We start from the raw sequence: 17003 nt of genomic DNA on the forward strand, positions 1-17003 counted from the left end.
AGCACAGCATGCTTGCAAATATCTATGCGGCGTTCGGGATCGTATTCGACCCTTATGTGCTGGCGGTGATCCTTGGCGCGTCGATGTTCGGCCTGTTCATGGGCGCGGTGCCGGGCCTGTCGGCCACCATGGCGGTGGCCCTGCTGGTGCCGGTGACCTTTTTCATGCCGCCGGTGCCGGCCATCGCCGCCATGGTGTCGGCCACCGCGATGGCGATCTTTTCCGGCGATATTCCGGGCTGCCTGTTGCGCATTCCCGGTACGCCGTCGTCGGCGGCCTATACCGACGAAGCCTATGCCATGACCATGAAGGGGCAGGGCGAGATCGCGCTCGGCGCCAGCCTGGTGTTCTCGGTCATCGGCGGCCTGTTCGGCACCGTGGTGCTGATCCTGGCCGCTCCCATGCTGGCCGAACTGGCGCTGAAGTTCTCTTCGTTCGAGTACTTCTGGCTGGTGCTGCTGGGGCTGACCTGCGCCATTTTCATCGCTTCCGAAAATCCCCTGAAGGGCTTCGTCTCGCTGTTCCTGGGCATGTTCATCGCCTCGGTCGGCATGGGCAACCCGGCCGGCGTGCCGCGCTTCACCTTCGACCAGCCGGACCTGTTGGGCGGGGTATCGCTGGTGCCGCTGATGGTGGGCATGTTCGCCATGTCCGAGGTGCTGCGTTTCGCGGTGTCGAAGGATTTCACGATGAAGATCGCCGACGGCCGCGTCGGCAATGTGTTCAAAGGCATGTGGGGGCTGCTGCTGAAGTACCCGCGCTCGGTCTGGCGCGGCAGCGTGCTGGGCACGCTGGTGGGAGCCTTGCCGGGCGCCGGCGCCGATATCGCGGCCTGGATGTCGTACGCGATGAGCAAGAAGCTGTCCAAGGAGCCGGAGAAGTTCGGCACCGGCCATCCGGAAGGCATCGTCGAATCCGGCGCGGCCAACAACTCGGCGCTGGCCGGGGCGTGGATCCCGGCGCTGGTGTTCGGCATCCCGGGCGACTCCATCACCGCCATCGTGATCGGCGTGCTGTACATGAAGAACCTCAACCCGGGGCCGATGATCTTCGTCGAGAATCCGGTGTCGATGTACGCGATCTTCATCGTCTTCATCCTGGCCAACCTGCTGATGCTGCCGCTGGGTTTCTTGTGCATCAAGATGGCCAAGCGCATCTTGACCATTCCGCGCGGCATCCTGATGCCGCTGATCCTGCTGTTTTGCATCGTCGGCTCCTATGCCACCAACAACAGCGTGACCGATGTGGGCATCATGCTGGTGTTCGGCATGCTGGCTTACTTCATGGAGGAGAACGGCTTCCCGGTCGCCCCCGCGGTGCTGGGCGTGGTGCTGGGCGGCATGCTGGAAGAGCATTTCGTGACCTCGATGATCAAGGCCGACGGCGAGTTCCTGGCATTCTTCAGCAGGCCCATCGCCGGCACGCTGGGCGTGATCACCATCGTCATGTGGCTGCTGCCGTTCGCGCTGAAGATGCTGCGCAAGAGGACGATGGGGCCGGCTTGACGGTAATGCCGTTCAGTTAAGCCGAAATTTCTCCGTCGCCCTGACGAAGGTCAGGGTCCAGCGTCGCGTCATTCGTCATTCAACGGCCATTGAGGCGCAACGAAAGACACTGGATCCCGGCCTTCGCCGGGATGACGAGTTGCAGATGGAAGGCTTAACTGAGCAGCATTACCGGCTTGACGGTTGTTTTTTATTTCACCCAATGAAAGGATGGTTGTTTCAATGGCTTCACCCGAACGTTTTTCCGCTGCCGAACTGACGCGCTTCGCCAGCGCCCTGTTGCAAAAGGCGGGACTGGAAGCGCCCAAGGCCGACAGCGTCGCCGCGACGCTGGTCGACGGCGATTTGCTGGGCCACGATACCCACGGCCTGGCGCTGCTGGCGCCGTATGTGAAGGAGCTGGAAAAAGGGGCGATGGCCAAGAGCGGACAGCCGGAAGTGCTGTCCGAACGCGCCGCCGCGCTGGCCTGGGACGGCCGCCGGTTGCCGGGGCCGTGGCTGGTGCACCAGGGCATCGATGCGCTGATCCCCAAGGCGCGCGACTACGGCAGCGCCTCGCTGACCATCCACCACAGCCACCATATCGCCTGCCTGGCGGCCTACCTGCTGCGCGCCACCCAGGAGGGCTTCATGATGATCCTGGCCAGCTCCGACCCGGCGGTGCAAAGCGTGGCGCCGTTCGGCGGTACGCGCGCGGTGTTCACGCCCAACCCGATCGCCGCCGGCATCCCGACTTCGGGCACGCCGTTCCTGATCGACATCTCGGCCTCGGTCACCACCAACGGCATGAGCAACCGCCTGCACAAGGCCGGCCGCCAGTTCGAGGAAGAGTGGCTGATCGACGGCCACGGCAATCCTTCGCGCGATCCGGCCGTGCTGGCCGAAGATCCGCCGGGCACCATCCTGCCGCTGGGCGGTTTGTCGGCAGGCCACAAGGGCTTCGGCCTGGCGGTGCTGATCGAGGCGCTGACCGGCGGGCTGTCCGGTTTCGGCCGCGCCGATCCGCCGGCGGGCTGGGGCGCGACCGTGTTCATGTCGCTGTACGACCCGTCGGCGTTCGGCGGCCAGGATGCTTTCCTGCGGCAGATGGATTTTGTCGCCGAGTCTTGCCGCAGCAACCCGCCGCGCCCCGGCGTGGAACAGGTGCGCATGCCGGGCGACCGCGGCATGCAGCGGCGCGCGCGGCAACTGCAAGAGGGCGTGGCGTTGCACCCGACCATCGCACCCATGTTGCGCGATGCGGCCGGGCCTTATGGCCTGGCGTTCCCAGCGGCGTTGGCCTGATGGAAGAACGGCCCGGTGTGGTGGAGACCGGCCGGGCCTGAGATACAATCCGGCGTCATAAAAGGAAGCTGAATGGGAAGCTGCATGGGAAGCCGTGTGGGAATCCACATGGCTGCCGCATGCGGTTTCCAGGCAGATAAAAACTTGATCGGATTCATCCATGCCCATAGAAGCGATTGAGCCGCAGCGGTTATACCGGCAGATCGGCGACCAGTTGCGCAAGCTGATCGTCGACGGCGAATTCCCGGTCGGTTCGCGGTTGCCCTCGGAACGCGACCTGGCGGTGCAGCTCGGCGTGAGCCGGCCTTCGTTGCGCGAGGCGCTCATCGCGCTGGAGGTCGAAGGCTATATCGAAGTGCGCATGGGCTCGGGCATCTATGTCTGCCCGCCGGCGCCGCACGAAGGGCTGATCGACCTGTCCAGCGAAGCGGGGCCGCTGGAACTGATCCGTGCGCGCGAGATGATCGAAGGCGAGGTGGCCTACGCCGCCGCCAGAAATGCCACCGATGCCCAGATCGATGCGGTCGATGAGGCATTCCAGCTGATGATCGCGCATACCGATGCCGGCATCAATCCGCTGGAAGCCGACCGCCTGTTCCACATCCGGGTGGCCGAGGCCACCGGCAACAGCGTGCTGGTGGGGCTGGTGACGCAATTGTTCGATGCGCGGCTGGGGCCGCTGTTCAAGCGGCTGCATAGCCATTTCGACAGCAAGGTGGTGTGGTACGAGGCGGTCGATGAGCATGCGCTGGTGATGCAGGCGCTGCGCGAGCGCAATCCGGACAAGGCGCGCGCGGCCATGCGCCGGCATATGGACATTTCCTTCACGCGCTACAGCGCCAACCTGATCCTGCAATACGGCAGCCGCCAGAAGCGCGAGGCCGCTGCGGCCGGCGATGCCAGGGCCGCGGGCGCGGCGCCCAGGCGAACGCGGGCGCAGGCCAAGGCGGGCGTCGCCGCCAGGCCGCGCGCCGCGCGCAAGTGACCGGCGGGGCGCTTTTCCGGTTCAGTTGAAATAGCTGCGCGCCATCTCGAAGCGTTTGGCGAAGTAGGGATTGTCCATGCGCGTGATGTGCACGCGGCCGTTGGTCGATGGCGCATGCACGAAACGGCCATCGCCGAGGTAGATGCCCACGTGCGAGAAGGGCTTGTTCATGGTGTTGAAGAACACCAGGTCGCCGGCGCGCAATTGGCTGGGGTCGATCTGGCGGCCCTGGCGGGCGATATCGGCGGCGCTGCCGCTGATCCTGTAGTTGGCGGCCTGTCCGAAGATGTAGCTGACCATGCCGCTGCAATCCAGGCCGGCCGAGGGGTTCTTGCCGCCGAAGCGGTAGCCGGTGTCGATCAGCGAGAGGGCGTAGATGGCGACTTCGTTGCCGGCGTCGGATGCCGGCAGCGCCGGCGTATTCGATTGCGGCGCGCCCGGCAGGCGTTCAACCGGGGGCACGGTACTGCAGGCGGCCAGCGCCAGGGCCAGGCACAATGCCGCCATGGCGCCGGCCGGGCGCGCCGCAGCCGGGAGGACAGCGGACGACGGCGGCAAGGCCGCCGGACCGGATATTCCCAGGAGCGTATGACGCACCCGCATGGCTTATTGCCCGATCTTGGCCAGCACGTCTTCCAGCATGGAGAACATCTGGTCGATCTCGTCGCGGCTGACGTTGAGCGAAGGCATGAAACGCAGCAGGTTGGGGCGCGGCGAATTGAGCAGCAAGCCCACCGGTTCCATGTCGCGCGCGGCCTCGACGATCTGCGGGCCGATGTCGCGGCCCAGTTGCAGCGCGCGCAGCAAGCCTTCGCCGCGTTCGCCTTCGAAGCCGTACTTCTCCGACAGCGCCAGCGAGCGTTCGCGCAGGTACTGGCCGCGCTCGCGCACGGTTTCCATGAAGCCGGGCTTCAGCAGTTCCTTGATCACCGCCACGCCCACCGCCGTCATCAGCGGGTTGCCGTTGTAGGTGCCGCCCTGTTCGCCAGCTTCGAAGCAGGCGATGTCTTCGCGCGCCAGCAGCGCCGCCAGCGGCACGCCGCCGCCGATGCCCTTGCCCAGCGTCATGATGTCCGGCTCGATGCCCGAGAGCTGGTAGCCGAACAGTTCGCCGGTGCGGCCCATGCCGCTTTGCACTTCATCGACGATCAGCAGCAGGTTGGCCTGCCTGGTCAGGCGGCGCAGGCCCTGCATGAATTCGCGGGTGGCGGGGATCACGCCGCCTTCGCCTTGCACCGGCTCCAGCATCACGGCCACGGTGTGCTTGGTGATCTGCTTCTCGACGCTGGCCAGGTCGTTCAGCGTGGCCTTGGGGAAGCCCGGCACCTGCGGCGCGAACATGGTGTCCCAGCCGTCCTTGCCGCTGGCCGACATGGTGGCGATGGTGCGGCCGTGGAAACTGTGCTTGAAGGTGATGATCTCGAAGCGGGCGTCGCCGTTGGTGGCCGGGTTCTTCTTGCCCCATTTGCGCGCCAGCTTGATGGCGCCTTCGTTGGCTTCGGCGCCGCTGTTGGCGAAGAACACGCGATCGAACACCGAGTTGGCGGTCAGCAGGTTGGCCAGCTCGATCGACGGCGCGTTGTAGAACGCGGGCGAGGGGTTGAGCAGTTTCTTCGATTGCGCCGCCAGCGCATCCTGGATGCATTGCGGCGAATGGCCCAAGGCGTTGACCGCCCAGCCTTGCAGGTAATCCAGGTAGCGTTTGCCCTTGTGGTCGGTCAGCCACATGCCGTCACCCTCGGTGAACACCAGTTCGGGGCGGTTGGTGACGTACATCAGTTTGTTGCTGTCGAAATCTTTGTATTCCATCGATAGGCTCCTGCAAGAATGGGTGGATGGGGATGGTGCGGGGCAGACCGGCCTGAAACTTAAAGGATCGGTGGAAAGCGCACGGCAACCCGAAATGGCGGATAAAAAAAAGCCACAGGGTTTGCCTGTGGCTTCGCGATTCGTTTCATTTCACGCGCACAGCAGCAAACCTCCCAGAGGTTGGCTGCGACGTCGTAAAAATGTGGCGTTGGCGATCATGCGGTCAATATTAGGACGTTTTGCGCACAGCGTCAAAAAGAATTGACCGTCATTCTGCCTGAATCCGGCAAGCGTTGCATTTGCGTCGCCTGCCGCCGCGCCACGCCTTTTTCCGGGAGGCGGCACCGACTTGCGCCATGATCGCAAACGCGCATGACGGCGGCATGACACGCGCCGCTTTGGCCGGGGCTCGCGCCGCCTCAGTTGGCAGCCGGTGCGTCGCTTGCCAGGTCGGCTTCCGAGGTGAAGGAGTCGGCGTAGAACTCGTCTTCGGGCAACTTGCACTGGGCCACGAAGTCACGCTGCGCCGACTCCACCACGATGGGGGCGCCGCAGGCATACACCTGATGGCCGGACAGGTCCGGGAAGTCGGCCATGACCGCCTGGTGGACGAAGCCGGTGCGGCCGTTCCAGTTGTCTTCCGGCTGCGCGTTGGACACTACCGGCACATAGGCGAAGGCGGGCAGGGTGCGCGCCCATGTTTCGCACAACTCGTTCATGTACAGGTCTTGCGGGCGGCGGCCGCCCCAGTACAGCGTGACCGGGCGCTGCGAGCCGGCATGCTCGAGCTGCTCGACGATCGCCTTGATCGGCGCGAAGCCGGTGCCCGAGGCCAGCAGCACGATCGGCTTGTCCGAATCCTCGCGCAGGAAGAAGGTGCCCAACGGGCCTTCGATGCGCAGGATGTCGCGTTCCTTCATTGTGGAAAACACCTGGTCGGTGAACAGGCCGCCGGGCAGGTGGCGGATATGCAGGCTCATGTGCTCATCCTTGTGCGGCGCGTTGGCCATGCTGTAGCTGCGGCGCTTGCCATCGCGCAGCAGGAACTCGACGTATTGCCCGGCCTTGTATTGCAGGCGGTCGTTGGCCGGCAATTGCAGCGAGAGCACGATGACATCGTCGGCCTTCTTGTCCAGCGCGGCCACGCGCACCGGCAGCTTGCGGATCGGGAATTCGCCCACGCCCGCCACTTCGCGCGCTTCGATGGTCACATCCGACTGCGGCCTGGCGCAGCAGAACAGCGAAAACCCCAGCTTCTCGTCGTTGGCCGACAGCGCGCGCTCCTGGTGCGGGCCGTGCTCGACCTGGCCGGAAACCAGTTTGCCCTTGCACGAGCTGCAGGCGCCGTTTTTGCAGCCATAGGGCAGGCCCACGCCTGCGCGGATGGCCGCATTGAGGATGGTTTCGCCTTCATCGCAGGTGAATTGGCGGCCGCTTGGCTGGACTGTGACTTGGAAACTCATACAATTGCGCTTCTGGACTAAGGAAAATAGGTTAATAAAACTGTGAAAAAACTGGGCTTGCCACGTGTTCTGATACTCGGTTGCGGCGATGTCGGCCTGCGCCTGCTGCCGCTGTTGCTGCCGCGCTGCCGCGTGCTGGCCGTCACCAGCAACCCGCAACGCTGCGCCGAGCTGCGTGCGGCCGGCGCCGTTCCCATCGTGGCCGACCTCGACCGGCCGCATACGCTGGGCCGGCTGGCGCGCCTGGCGCCGACCGTGGTGCACCTGGCGCCGCCGCAGTCGGCCGGCCGGCATGACCGCCGCACCCGCAATTTGGCCGCCATTTTACCCGAGGGCACGCGCCTGGTTTATATCAGCACCACCGGCGTCTACGGCGATTGCGGCGGCCAGCGTTTCGATGAAACCCATCCGGTGCGGCCGCAGAATGCGCGCGCGGTGCGCCGCGTGGATGCCGAAAACGTGCTGCGCGCCTGGGCCAGGCGCTGCGGCGCGCGCGTGTCCATCCTGCGCGTGCCCGGCATCTACGCGGCCGACCGGCTGCCCGTCGAGCGCCTGCAAAAGGGCACGCCCGCGCTGCTTGCCGCCGACGATGTCTATACCAGCCATATCCATGCCGACGACCTGGCGCGCGCGGCGCTGGCGGCCATGCGCCGCGGTTCGCCCAACCGCATCTACCATGCGGTGGACGACACCGAGCTGAAGATGGCCGACTACTTCGACGCCGTGGCCGATGCCGTCGGGCTCCCGCGTCCGCCCCGCTTGCCCCGCAGCGAGCTGGAACGCAGCGTATCGCCGATGATGCTGTCGTTCATGTCGGAATCGCGCCGGCTGGATAACCGGCGTCTCAAGCAGGAGCTGGGTGTGCGGCTGGATTACTCCAGCGTGCAGTCGCTCCTGGCGAAGCGGGGGAGCGAGCCGGCTTGATGGCGCATTGGCGAATCCTTTTCTCTTTATGCAATTTTTGAGTCTTCCTTATTCGGATTTCGAATAAGCATAAGAATTTAAAGTAGTTGTCTTGCATTGGCAGCAACAGTAAAGTCCAGCGCTAACGTGAAATAAATGGGGATTTTGTCCGCATGCCAGACGAGACGGCCACAGGCCGCGGGGCATCGGCGCCGCGCAAGACATCGCCGGACCGCTCGCCAGTCATCCTCCTTCCCAACCAATCCTATCCACTGCAGCGGCTGCCCACGCGCCGCGGGACGACATGAAGCTATCTTTCAAGAACGTCGCCAAGCATTTCGGCGGCCTGCATGTGATCGACGAATTCAGCCGCGATATCGAATCGGGCGAACTGGTCGCGCTGGTCGGCCCTTCCGGCTGCGGCAAGTCGACCCTGCTGCACATTGCCGCCGGCCTGGAAAAGGTCAGCTCGGGCTCGGTCACCGGCGACGGCCAGGAAATCAAGGCGCCGCATCCGGAACGGACATTGATGTTCCAGGAAAACGCCCTGTATCCCTGGCTCACGCTGGAGCAGAACGTGGCGCTGGCGCTGGAATTCCAGCAGGTCGACAAGCACAAGGCGGCGCAACAGGCGCGCGTGTGGCTGGAGAACGTCAAGCTCAAGGGTTTCGAAGCGTATTACCCGCACCAGGTCTCGGGCGGCATGCGCCAGCGCGCGGCCCTGGCGCGCGCTTTCATTTCGCAGCCGAAGGCGCTGCTGCTGGACGAGCCTTTCGGCGCGCTCGACGCGCTCACCCGCATGACGCTGCAGGACGCGCTGCGCGACCTGATCCGCCAGCAAGGCCCGACCGTGCTGCTGGTCACGCACGATGTCGACGAGGCGCTGTTCCTGGCCGACCGCATCTTCGTGTTCAGCCCGCGTCCGGCCAAGGTGCTCAAGGAATTCAATCTCGTGCATCACGAAAAGACGCACGACCTGTCCGAATTCGCGGCCATCCGCCGCGAGATCCTTTGCCTGCTCGGCATCCATGCCGAACAGGACGATTTTTCAAAAACACTGGAAGGGGTTGGAGTATGAAACTCGCACGCATCCTGGTACCTGCGCTGGCCGCCCTGGCCGCATTGGCATTCACCAACAACGCCCTGGCGCTGGAGAAATTCAAGATCGGCTACCTGCGCGTGATGGACGACGCGCAAGCCATGGCCGCCTATGAAGCCGGCCTGTACAAGAAGTACGGGCTGGATGTGGAGTTGATCGAATTCAAGTCCGGCACCGACCTGGTCAAGGCGATTGTCGGCGGCCAGCTCGATAGTGGCGTGTTCGGATTCTCCAATGCCGTGGCCTGGGCCTCCAAGGGCGCCGACCTGAAGGTGGTGGGCGGCGCGCAGCTGGGTTACCACGCGCTGGTGGCGCGGGAAGACTCCGGCATCAACAAGGTGGCCGACCTCAAGGGCAAGACCCTGGCCTCGCAAGCCGAAGGCAGCACCGCCGACACCGTGCTGAAGGGCGTGGTGCTCAAGGATGCCGGCATCAAGCCGGACGACGTCAACGTGATGGGCGTGTCGCCGCAGGTGGCGGTGCAGTCGCTGGTGGGCAAGCGTGTCGACGCCGCCTTCCTGTTCGAGCCGCAGGCGCGCATCGCGCAGCTGATCGCGCCGGTCAAGCAGATCTATGAAATCGGTGAAGTCTGGCCCTTCCCTTGCATGGTGGTGATCACCTCGGGCGACACGTTGAAGAAGCGCCGCGACGCCGTGTGGAAGTCGCTGGATGCCCAGCGCGACGCCATCACGCTGCTGCAGAAGAAGCCGGCCGAAGCGTCCAAGCTGATCGCCGGCTATTTCATCGCCGAGCCGACCCTGAAGACGCTCAAGCACGGCGAGATGCTGCGCGAAGACGTGATCCGCGACGCCATCAAGAGCCAGACCTTCACGCCCAAGATTTCCAAGAAGGACCAGGACCGCATGCAGGAAATCTCCAACATCCTGCAAGAGCAAGGCTCCTTGAAGACGCGCGACGGCAAGCCGTTCGACGTCAACTCGATCACCGACCTGTCCTGGCAAAACGCTAGGAAACTGTGAGCGGGAAGCTACTGCGCAACCCGATCTCGCTCCTGTGATGCTCGCCGTACATCTCGTACGGCTGCGCTTCTCGAAGCGACCTCGGGCTGCTCGCTACGCTTCCCACTCACAGCACAGAGCTGATTTATTTTTTGGTTCGCAGCTTTGCTTCGCTCGCTGCGTATCGTTGAAGTTTTTCACCGGCCGGAGGTTTCCGGCCATCGTCATTTATAAGCGTCAAGCGTTATGAGCTCTCAACGTCGCGTTACCGGTCTCCGCAAGAAACTCGCCATGGTGCTGGCGATCGCTTTCATCCTGTTGATGTGGCAGATCGCCGCGTGGTCGCTGCCGTCGTTCCTGATGCCGGGCGTGCCGTCGGTGGTGGTGCGGCTGTGGGAGGAAGTGCAGTCCAATAATTTCCGCCTGGCGCTGTATGGCAGCCTGTACCGGCTGGGGTTGGGTTACGGCTCGGCGCTGCTGCTGGGGATCGGTTTCGGGCTGGTCGGCGCGGTGCTGTTCTTCTTCCGCGAGGTGCTGAAGTCGGCCATCGTGATCCTGCAATCGATCCCGTCGATCGCCTGGGTGCCGCTGTTCCTGATCCTGATGGGGTTCGGCAACCTGCCGATGGTGGTGGTGGTGGCCATCGCCGCCTTCTTCCCGGCCGCGCTGTCGGTGATGAACGCGACCGAAAGCGTGCAGCAGGTGCATGTGTCGGCCGCGCGCGTGATGGGCGCCTCGCGCGTGGGCTTGTTGCGCCGGGTCTACCTGCCGGCAGTGATGCCGGAACTGATCACCGGCGCCCAGCTGGCCTTCGGCAACGCCTGGCGCGCGCTGATCTCGGCCGAGATGCTGGTCGGCTTCGGCAAGGGGCTGGGCCGCACATTGGCGTATTCCGGCGAAACCGCCGACATGGTGGGGGTGATGGCCAATATCCTGACCATCGCCATTCTCGCCGCGCTGATCGACCAGGTGATCCTGGAAAAGCTGAAGCACCGCCTGCTGCGCTACCAATACGTCTGAGTCTCCCGCCATGCAGCCCGCACGCCTGCTCTTCCCGCTCTTGCTGCTGCTTTGCGGCAGCGTGCAGGCGGGCGTGCTCGATGCCGCCAAGCAGGCCGGCATCCTGCGTGTGGGGCTGGATTACGTGCCGCCGGCCTACAAGGGCGGCATGAAATTCCGCACGCCCGAGAGCGTCGATAGCGTGCTGGCCGACGATCTGGCCGTGCAGTTCAAGCTCACATCCGCTTACCTGAAAAACGCATCCGGCATCCGCGCCGATGTGGCGCTGACGCTGGCGCCCGAGGGCGAGGCCGGCGATGCCGATACCGTCATCATCCCCACCGGCTATCGCGCCGGCGGCATGGCCATCATGCGTACCGACACCAGCATCAGGAAATGGGACGACCTGAAGGGCCGCAGCGTGTGCGTTTCGGAAGGTTCGTCCTACGTCGGCACGCTGGCCTCGCGCTATGGCGCCATCGAGAAGGTGATGCGCGCGCCGGCCGATTCGCTGCTGGCGGTGCGCACCGGGCAATGCGACGCGGCCGTGCATGACGACAGCCTGATGAAGGAATTGCTGAAGCTGCCCGAATGGAAGAAATTCTCCGCCCGCCTGGCGCCCGCCAGCCGCCAGGCCCTGGTGCTAAAGGTGCGCGGCGCCGACGCCGCCGATCTGGCCGCGTTCAGGCAGGCGGCCGGCCGCTGGAACGAGGCCTTCTGGGCTGGCGTCAGGAAGAAGTGGGCCAACAACGTGGCCTTCGAGGTTTACCTGGACCAGAACGTGCCGGATTGCCACTGAGGCTACTGAGTCCACTGAGTTTCCGGTTCCGCCAGATTTGCCATCGTGGCAATTTGTTTTTGCCTTTTGGCATCTTTTTCCACGGTTTGCTTGCTTCCCGGATAACAGGCTGTGTCGATGCCGCCGTTTTTTTGCGGATGCATGCTGTTGCCGCATTGCAGAGTCCGGCAATGGGCGTACCATAGTGGCCTGTATCGAACATCAGCGATAGCAACAGGAGGCCAGCATGCCCGTCGATCTCGCAATCGTACCCAGTTCCAGCACCACCGCATCTACATCCACTACCTCATCGGTCACCGATCCGGAGGCGGTGCGCCGGGCCGATGAAGCGCGCATGGCGCAAAAGGCCGAGCAACAGCGCCAGGAACAGATCCAGGCCGACCAGAAGCGCGCCGAGGCTGAACTCGAACAGCGCAACCGCCGCGAACAGATTTCCCGCAATTCCAATGGCGAGGTCATCGGCACCACGGTGAACACGGTAGCCTGACAATATCCGCGGCGTACCCGCCATGAACAAAGCCCGCACGGCCATGCCGTTGCGGGCTTTTGCTTTTCCGCTCCCGGTTCCCGTGCGGGGGCCTCAATCCGAGGCGTTGAGCGAACCGAGGAGCCAGGTCTCGGCCATGTCGATCTGGTTGATCAGCATCAGGAAGGTTTCGTCGTTGATGCGTTGCTCGGCGCGCAGGTAGTGGATTTCCATGCGTTCGGCGCGGATCGCCTCCAGCCGCAGCTCGCGTTCGAACTGCTTGAAGCGGTTGGCGGCGCGATGGGTCTCTTCCGAATCGCTCTCGGCATTCATGCGCATGCGATAGGTCGCCAGCAGGCTGCCGCTGACCTCGGTCAGCAAGGCCAGGTCGGACTCGTCCAGGCCGTGGCTGATGCGTTCCTGGGCTTCTTCGATACGGCGCACCGCCGCTTCCGACAGGCGCATGCGGGCGTTCATCTCTTCCGTGCGGCGGCGTTTGGCTTCGGCATCCAGTTGCAGATCCTTCAGCATCCACGGCAGCAGGAAACTGCCGAACAGCAGCGAGCAGACGATCACCCCGGTGGCCAGGAAGATCAGCAGGTCGCGCGCCGGGAAGGGCGTGTGTTCCTTGAGCAGCAGCGGGATCGACATCACGCCGGCCAGCGTGATCGCCCCGCGCACGCCCGACAGCGCGGTAATGCCGATCAGGCGCAGGTCGAACTTGCGGTTGCGCCCGCTCTGGCCGCGCACCGCGTTGGCGAAACGGCGCATGCGCAGGTTGATCCACACCCAGATGAAGCGCAGCACGATCAGCGCCACCGTGATGGCGAGGATGTAGGCGAACAGGTACCACACCGGCACGTTGCCGGCGGTCCTGGCATGGGCGAGGCTGACGATGCCCGGCAACTGCAGGCCCAGCAACAGGAACGACATGCCGTTGAACACGAACTCCATCATGGTCATGATGCTGCGGCCCTGCATGCGGGTCGCGGCCGACTCGCCGCCGGCGGTTTCGATGTAGGGCATCAGCATGCCCGCCGCGACCGCCGCCAGGATGCCGGACAGGCCGAAGTGTTCGGCGAAGATATAGGCCGTGAAGGGGATCAGTATCAGCAGCACCACCTGGATGCCCGGTTCGTCGCCGGCCCATTCGATGATCTTGCGGCGCACCAGGCCGAACCCCCAGGCCACGATCAGGCCGACGGCAATGCCGCCCACCGAGATCAGGACGAAACTCAGGCTGGCGTCGAGCAGCGAGAAGGTGCCGGTCACCACTGCGGCGATGGCGAACTTGAAGGCCACCAGGCCGGACGCGTCGTTCATCAGCGCCTCGCCTTCCAGCACGTGCTGCATCGAGGCCGGCAAGCGGCCCTTGCCGATGATGGACGATACCGCCACCGCGTCGGTGGGCGAGAGCACCGCAGCCAGCGCGAAGGCAGAGGGCAGGGAAATCACCGGGATCATCCAGTGGATGAAATAGCCCACGCCGACCACGGTAAACAGCACCAGCCCCAGGGCTAGCGCCAGGATCGGTTGCGCCAGGCGGAAGAATTCGCGCTTGGGCATGCGCCAGCCGTCGGTAAACAGCAGCGGCGGGATGAACAGCAGCAGGAACAGCTCCGGGTCGAAACTGATCTTCAGTCCGAACAGCGGCAGCGCCAGCACCGCGCCCAGGCCGATCTGGAACAACGGCAGCGGCAGTTTGAAGGGGACCAGGCGCGCGGCCACGCCGGAGGCGGCGACGGCCAGCAGCAGGATCAGGACGGTGAAGACGATTTCCATGGTTGAGCGATATTGGATGAGCGGTGCGGAATGCTGCGCCGGCGTCAGTGAGACGGCGGTTGGTAATCCAAACCAAAGCGGGATGAAAGTTCGCTGAGCCGTTTGTCGCGCGTCCACAATTGCGCGCCCGGCGTAATGAGCGTGGACGCCAGGAGAACCAGGTCGACCAGGCCGCATCCTTTGCCAAACAGTTGTTCTCTTTCCACGAATGCAGCGACTTCGTTAAATCCGGCCGAGTGCGCCTGCTGCAGAAAGCCCAGGCTCTTGAGCGTAGCCGCCCGATCCGGCGGGGTGCCGCAGGATATTTCCAGCAGCACCATGGGATGGGTCAAGACCGCGTCGGCGTTGAGCAAGGCTTTTAACGCCTCGTTTCCGTAACGGAAATGATGTACCCACACCGAGGTGTCGACCAATACCATCCCGGCCATCAACAGCCTTCCCCGCGCTTGCGAGGAATGTCTTGCATATCGGGCATGGCACCGCCCAATGCGGCCAAACGCCTGGCGGCGTGGACGCGTACAAAAGTCTTGATTGCCTCGCGGAAGATTTCAGACTTGTCCATCGCGGGATCGGCCAATTCAAGGGCCTCTTTGTAGAGGTCGTCATCGATTGTGACAGTGGTGCGCATAGGGGGCTCCTGCATCAAAATTGATGCTTGATGATGCTGATAATAGCACCGAATGCAAGGGGCTGATATTGGGAAGCGGGGATATATCAATGTCTCGGTGAAATCCCCGCCAGCTCCCGCGCAATGAAATCGACAAAGCTGCGGATGCGGTTGGACATCTGGTGCCGCTGCGAATACACCGCGAAGATGTCGGCGTTGGGCGTTTGCCAGCCCGGCAGCACCTGCACCAGCCGGCCGTCTTCCAGGTAGGGGCGGATATCCCACTCGGCGCGCATCAGGATGCCGTGGCCATCGAGCGCCCACTTGACGGCGATCTCGCCGTCGTTGGTGGTGAGGTTGCCGCGTATCTTCACCGTCTCGGTCTTGCGCGCCGCGCCCGAGCCGGAAGACAGCCGCCACACGCCATAGGCTTCGTCGCCTTGGCGGATGCCCACGCAGTTGTGCTTGGTCAGGTCGTGCGGGGTGACCGGCGTGCCGCGCTTGTCGAGATAGCCAGGCGCGGCGCACAGCAGGCGCGCATTGGCCGCCAGCCGGCGCGCCACCACACGGGTGTCGGGCGGTTCGCCGAAGCGGATGCAGACGTCGAAGCTGTCGTCGGTCAGCGGCGGCGGCATCACCGACAGTTGCAGCTGCACCGACACCTGCGGGTGCTCGCTGACGAACCTGGAAATCACCGGCGCCACATGGCTGCGCCCGAAACCCAGCGTGGCGTTGACCCGTAACAGGCCCTCCGGGCGCCGCTTGGAGCTGCCCAGCAGCTCCGACAATTCATCGATCTCGTCGAGGATGCGGCGCGCATGCTCCAGATAGAGCTCGCCCTCGGGCGTGAGCGTCATGCGGCGCGTGGTGCGGTTGACCAGCGGCACGCCGGCGCGGCTTTCCATTTGCGCCAGGTGCTTGCTGACCGCCGCCGTGGTCAGCCCCATCTCGCGCGCCGCCGCCGACAGGCTGCCGGCCATGGCCAGCACGGAGAAGAAGCGCAGGTCGGCGGGGAGGACGGTGTCCTGCATGGTTTTATCTTTAATCTAAAGTTAAGAATGCTTTAAGTATAGCTTCGGTTCTTAGTAATCAATGTCGATACAGTACCGCTCACCCATACATTTTTCGAAAGGCCGGAGACATGAAGACATATCGCATCGCCACCATCCCGGGCGACGGCATCGGCAAGGAAGTGGTTCCCGCCGGCCGCAAGCTGCTCGAAGCGCTGGCGGCCACCAGCAGCAAGTTCGCCTTCGAGTTCGAAGACTTCGACTGGGGCGGCGACTACTACCGCAAAACCGGCGCCATGATGCCGGCCGACGGCCTGGACGCGCTGCGCAACAAGGATGCCATCCTGTTCGGCTCGGCCGGCGACCCGCACATCCCCGACCACATCACTCTGTGGGGCTTGCGCCTGAAGATCTGCCAGGGCTTCGACCAGTACGCCAACGTGCGTCCGACGCGCATCCTGCCCGGCATCGACGCGCCGTTGAAGCGCTGCAAGTCGGAAGACCTGAACTGGGTCATCGTGCGCGAGAACTCCGAAGGCGAATACGCCGGCGTCGGCGGCCGCGTGCACCAGGGCCATCCGCTCGAAGCCGCGACCGATGTCTCGATGATGACCCGCGCCGGGGTCGAGCGCATCATGCGCTTCGCCTTCAAACTGGCGCAGTCGCGTCCGCGCAAGCTGCTGACCGTGGTCACCAAGAGCAACGCCCAGCGCCATGCGATGGTGATGTGGGACGAGATCGCGTTGCAGATTTCCAGGGAGTTCCCGGACGTGAAGTGGGACAAGGAACTGGTCGACGCCGCCACCGCGCGCATGGTCAACCGTCCCGCCACGCTGGACACCATCGTCGCCACCAACCTGCATGCCGACATCCTGTCCGACCTGGCGGCCGCGCTGGCCGGCAGCCTGGGCATCGCGCCCACCGGCAACATCGATCCCGAGCGCCGCTATCCGTCGATGTTCGAACCGATCCACGGGTCGGCCTTCGACATCATGGGCCGTGGCTTGGCCAACCCGGTCGGCACCTTCTGGTCGGTGGTGATGCTGCTGGAACACCTGGGCGAGCATGAGGCCGCGGCGCAGGTCATGCGCGCGGTCGAGGCGGTCACCGCCGATCCGGCGCTGCATACCGGTGACCTTGGCGGCCAGGCCACCACGGCGCAGGTGACCGAGGCCGTGTGCGGCTTCGTCGCCAAGGCCGCGCAAGTGCGACAGGCGGCCTGAGCCCGAGCCGGCGGCCGCCGCGCCGCCGCTTCCTCCGGATGTACCGAACGCCGGCGCCGCAAGGCACCGCGGGGGAAGCTGTGCGCGCATTCCAACAAAAATCCAAGACG

General features: G+C 64.4%; 18 protein-coding genes. 10 read left to right on the forward strand and 8 right to left on the reverse strand.

From position 1 onward, the window contains the following. Positions 1 to 8: 8 nt before the first annotated feature. The 3 genes from FB598_RS03445 to FB598_RS03455 all read left to right on the forward strand — a co-directional run bounded on the left by FB598_RS03445 (position 9) and on the right by FB598_RS03455 (position 3774). Complete coding sequence (locus FB598_RS03445; protein WP_141912846.1) at positions 9 to 1505, forward strand: tripartite tricarboxylate transporter permease; 1497 nt, start codon at positions 9 to 11, stop codon at positions 1503 to 1505. Between the two features lie 222 nt (positions 1506 to 1727). After that, positions 1728 to 2789 carry an Ldh family oxidoreductase gene (locus FB598_RS03450; protein WP_183405800.1) on the forward strand — a complete coding sequence of 354 codons (1062 nt, stop codon included), beginning with the start codon at positions 1728 to 1730 and terminating at the stop codon, positions 2787 to 2789. Positions 2790 to 2949: 160 nt separating this feature from the next. Further along, the gene (locus FB598_RS03455) at positions 2950 to 3774 is read left to right on the forward strand and encodes a FadR/GntR family transcriptional regulator (protein WP_141912852.1); all 825 of its coding nucleotides are present in this window, start codon (positions 2950 to 2952) and stop codon (positions 3772 to 3774) included. A 21-nt stretch (positions 3775 to 3795) separates the two neighbouring features. Here FB598_RS03455 and FB598_RS03460 read toward each other — a convergent pair whose 3' ends face one another. The 3 genes from FB598_RS03460 to FB598_RS03470 form a co-directional block, all read right to left on the reverse strand. Beyond that, complete coding sequence (locus FB598_RS03460; protein ID WP_183405801.1) at positions 3796 to 4281, reverse strand: C40 family peptidase; 486 nt, start codon at positions 4279 to 4281, stop codon at positions 3796 to 3798. A 99-nt stretch (positions 4282 to 4380) separates the two neighbouring features. Continuing rightward, entirely contained in the window at positions 4381 to 5583 is a 1203-nt protein-coding gene (locus FB598_RS03465; RefSeq protein WP_141912857.1) for an acetylornithine transaminase, read from the reverse strand. A gap of 419 nt (positions 5584 to 6002) precedes the next feature. Continuing rightward, positions 6003 to 7046 (reverse strand): CDP-6-deoxy-delta-3,4-glucoseen reductase, encoded by a 1044-nt coding sequence (locus tag FB598_RS03470; RefSeq protein ID WP_141912860.1) that lies wholly within the window; start codon positions 7044 to 7046, stop codon positions 6003 to 6005. 42 nt (positions 7047 to 7088) lie between these two features. Between FB598_RS03470 and FB598_RS03475 the strand changes: the two genes are divergently transcribed. From FB598_RS03475 to FB598_RS03495, 5 genes are all read left to right on the forward strand, one after another. After that, the gene (locus tag FB598_RS03475; RefSeq protein WP_141912862.1) at positions 7089 to 7970 is read left to right on the forward strand and encodes an NAD-dependent epimerase/dehydratase family protein; all 882 of its coding nucleotides are present in this window, start codon (positions 7089 to 7091) and stop codon (positions 7968 to 7970) included. A 283-nt stretch (positions 7971 to 8253) separates the two neighbouring features. Further along, entirely contained in the window at positions 8254 to 9027 is a 774-nt protein-coding gene (locus FB598_RS03480) for an ABC transporter ATP-binding protein (protein ID WP_141912865.1), read from the forward strand. Beyond that, positions 9024 to 10028 (forward strand): ABC transporter substrate-binding protein, encoded by a 1005-nt coding sequence (locus FB598_RS03485; RefSeq protein WP_141912867.1) that lies wholly within the window; start codon positions 9024 to 9026, stop codon positions 10026 to 10028. Before FB598_RS03480 ends, FB598_RS03485 begins: the two co-directional genes overlap by 4 nt. A gap of 225 nt (positions 10029 to 10253) precedes the next feature. Continuing rightward, positions 10254 to 11027, forward strand: coding sequence for an ABC transporter permease (locus FB598_RS03490; protein ID WP_141912870.1), 774 nt, complete (start codon positions 10254 to 10256; stop codon positions 11025 to 11027). Between the two features lie 10 nt (positions 11028 to 11037). Beyond that, positions 11038 to 11805 (forward strand): transporter substrate-binding domain-containing protein, encoded by a 768-nt coding sequence (locus FB598_RS03495; protein ID WP_141912872.1) that lies wholly within the window; start codon positions 11038 to 11040, stop codon positions 11803 to 11805. Between the two features lie 2 nt (positions 11806 to 11807). On the opposite strand, the gene FB598_RS20650 is transcribed toward FB598_RS03495, so the two are convergent. Beyond that, positions 11808 to 11948 (reverse strand): hypothetical protein, encoded by a 141-nt coding sequence (locus FB598_RS20650; RefSeq protein WP_183405802.1) that lies wholly within the window; start codon positions 11946 to 11948, stop codon positions 11808 to 11810. An 83-nt stretch (positions 11949 to 12031) separates the two neighbouring features. Here FB598_RS20650 and FB598_RS03500 point away from each other — a divergent pair, with 83 nt between their 5' ends. Then, positions 12032 to 12292: a hypothetical protein gene (locus FB598_RS03500; protein ID WP_141912875.1), complete on the forward strand. Its 261-nt coding sequence runs from the start codon at positions 12032 to 12034 to the stop codon at positions 12290 to 12292. 93 nt (positions 12293 to 12385) lie between these two features. On the opposite strand, the gene FB598_RS03505 is transcribed toward FB598_RS03500, so the two are convergent. From FB598_RS03505 to FB598_RS03520, 4 genes are all read right to left on the reverse strand, one after another. Then, positions 12386 to 14053 (reverse strand): Na+/H+ antiporter, encoded by a 1668-nt coding sequence (locus FB598_RS03505; protein ID WP_141912878.1) that lies wholly within the window; start codon positions 14051 to 14053, stop codon positions 12386 to 12388. A gap of 44 nt (positions 14054 to 14097) precedes the next feature. Next, positions 14098 to 14472, reverse strand: coding sequence for a type II toxin-antitoxin system VapC family toxin (locus FB598_RS03510; protein WP_370454982.1), 375 nt, complete (start codon positions 14470 to 14472; stop codon positions 14098 to 14100). An 8-nt stretch (positions 14473 to 14480) separates the two neighbouring features. Then, a complete protein-coding gene (locus tag FB598_RS03515) occupies positions 14481 to 14681 on the reverse strand; it encodes a type II toxin-antitoxin system VapB family antitoxin (protein ID WP_141912883.1) in 201 nt (66 codons plus the stop codon). 86 nt (positions 14682 to 14767) lie between these two features. Beyond that, positions 14768 to 15691 (reverse strand): LysR family transcriptional regulator, encoded by a 924-nt coding sequence (locus FB598_RS03520; RefSeq protein ID WP_141912885.1) that lies wholly within the window; start codon positions 15689 to 15691, stop codon positions 14768 to 14770. 110 nt (positions 15692 to 15801) lie between these two features. Here FB598_RS03520 and FB598_RS03525 point away from each other — a divergent pair, with 110 nt between their 5' ends. After that, complete coding sequence (locus tag FB598_RS03525) at positions 15802 to 16893, forward strand: tartrate dehydrogenase (RefSeq protein WP_141912888.1); 1092 nt, start codon at positions 15802 to 15804, stop codon at positions 16891 to 16893. The last annotated feature ends 110 nt before the right edge of the window (positions 16894 to 17003 follow it).

The organism is Herbaspirillum sp. SJZ106, assembly GCF_006715495.1.
In the GTDB taxonomy this organism is placed as follows: domain Bacteria; phylum Pseudomonadota; class Gammaproteobacteria; order Burkholderiales; family Burkholderiaceae_D; genus Herbaspirillum.

Excerpts from the sequence above, each read along its gene's own strand:
- FB598_RS03520 (WP_141912885.1), bottom strand. The coding sequence starts at position 15,691 with ATGCAGGACACCGTCCTCCCCGCCGACCTGCGCTTCTTCTCCGTGCTG.
- FB598_RS03525 (WP_141912888.1), top strand. The coding sequence starts at position 15,802 with ATGAAGACATATCGCATCGCCACCATCCCGGGCGACGGCATCGGCAAG.
- FB598_RS03510 (WP_370454982.1), bottom strand. The coding sequence starts at position 14,472 with ATGGTATTGGTCGACACCTCGGTGTGGGTACATCATTTCCGTTACGGA.
- FB598_RS03470 (WP_141912860.1), bottom strand. The coding sequence starts at position 7,046 with ATGAGTTTCCAAGTCACAGTCCAGCCAAGCGGCCGCCAATTCACCTGC.
- FB598_RS03460 (WP_183405801.1), bottom strand. The coding sequence starts at position 4,281 with ATGGCGGCATTGTGCCTGGCCCTGGCGCTGGCCGCCTGCAGTACCGTG.
- FB598_RS03485 (WP_141912867.1), top strand. The coding sequence starts at position 9,024 with ATGAAACTCGCACGCATCCTGGTACCTGCGCTGGCCGCCCTGGCCGCA.
- FB598_RS03515 (WP_141912883.1), bottom strand. The coding sequence starts at position 14,681 with ATGCGCACCACTGTCACAATCGATGACGACCTCTACAAAGAGGCCCTT.
- FB598_RS20650 (WP_183405802.1), bottom strand. The coding sequence starts at position 11,948 with ATGCATCCGCAAAAAAACGGCGGCATCGACACAGCCTGTTATCCGGGA.
- FB598_RS03450 (WP_183405800.1), top strand. The coding sequence starts at position 1,728 with ATGGCTTCACCCGAACGTTTTTCCGCTGCCGAACTGACGCGCTTCGCC.
- FB598_RS03455 (WP_141912852.1), top strand. The coding sequence starts at position 2,950 with ATGCCCATAGAAGCGATTGAGCCGCAGCGGTTATACCGGCAGATCGGC.
- FB598_RS03490 (WP_141912870.1), top strand. The coding sequence starts at position 10,254 with ATGAGCTCTCAACGTCGCGTTACCGGTCTCCGCAAGAAACTCGCCATG.
- FB598_RS03465 (WP_141912857.1), bottom strand. The coding sequence starts at position 5,583 with ATGGAATACAAAGATTTCGACAGCAACAAACTGATGTACGTCACCAAC.
- FB598_RS03445 (WP_141912846.1), top strand. The coding sequence starts at position 9 with ATGCTTGCAAATATCTATGCGGCGTTCGGGATCGTATTCGACCCTTAT.
- FB598_RS03480 (WP_141912865.1), top strand. The coding sequence starts at position 8,254 with ATGAAGCTATCTTTCAAGAACGTCGCCAAGCATTTCGGCGGCCTGCAT.
- FB598_RS03500 (WP_141912875.1), top strand. The coding sequence starts at position 12,032 with ATGCCCGTCGATCTCGCAATCGTACCCAGTTCCAGCACCACCGCATCT.
- FB598_RS03505 (WP_141912878.1), bottom strand. The coding sequence starts at position 14,053 with ATGGAAATCGTCTTCACCGTCCTGATCCTGCTGCTGGCCGTCGCCGCC.
- FB598_RS03495 (WP_141912872.1), top strand. The coding sequence starts at position 11,038 with ATGCAGCCCGCACGCCTGCTCTTCCCGCTCTTGCTGCTGCTTTGCGGC.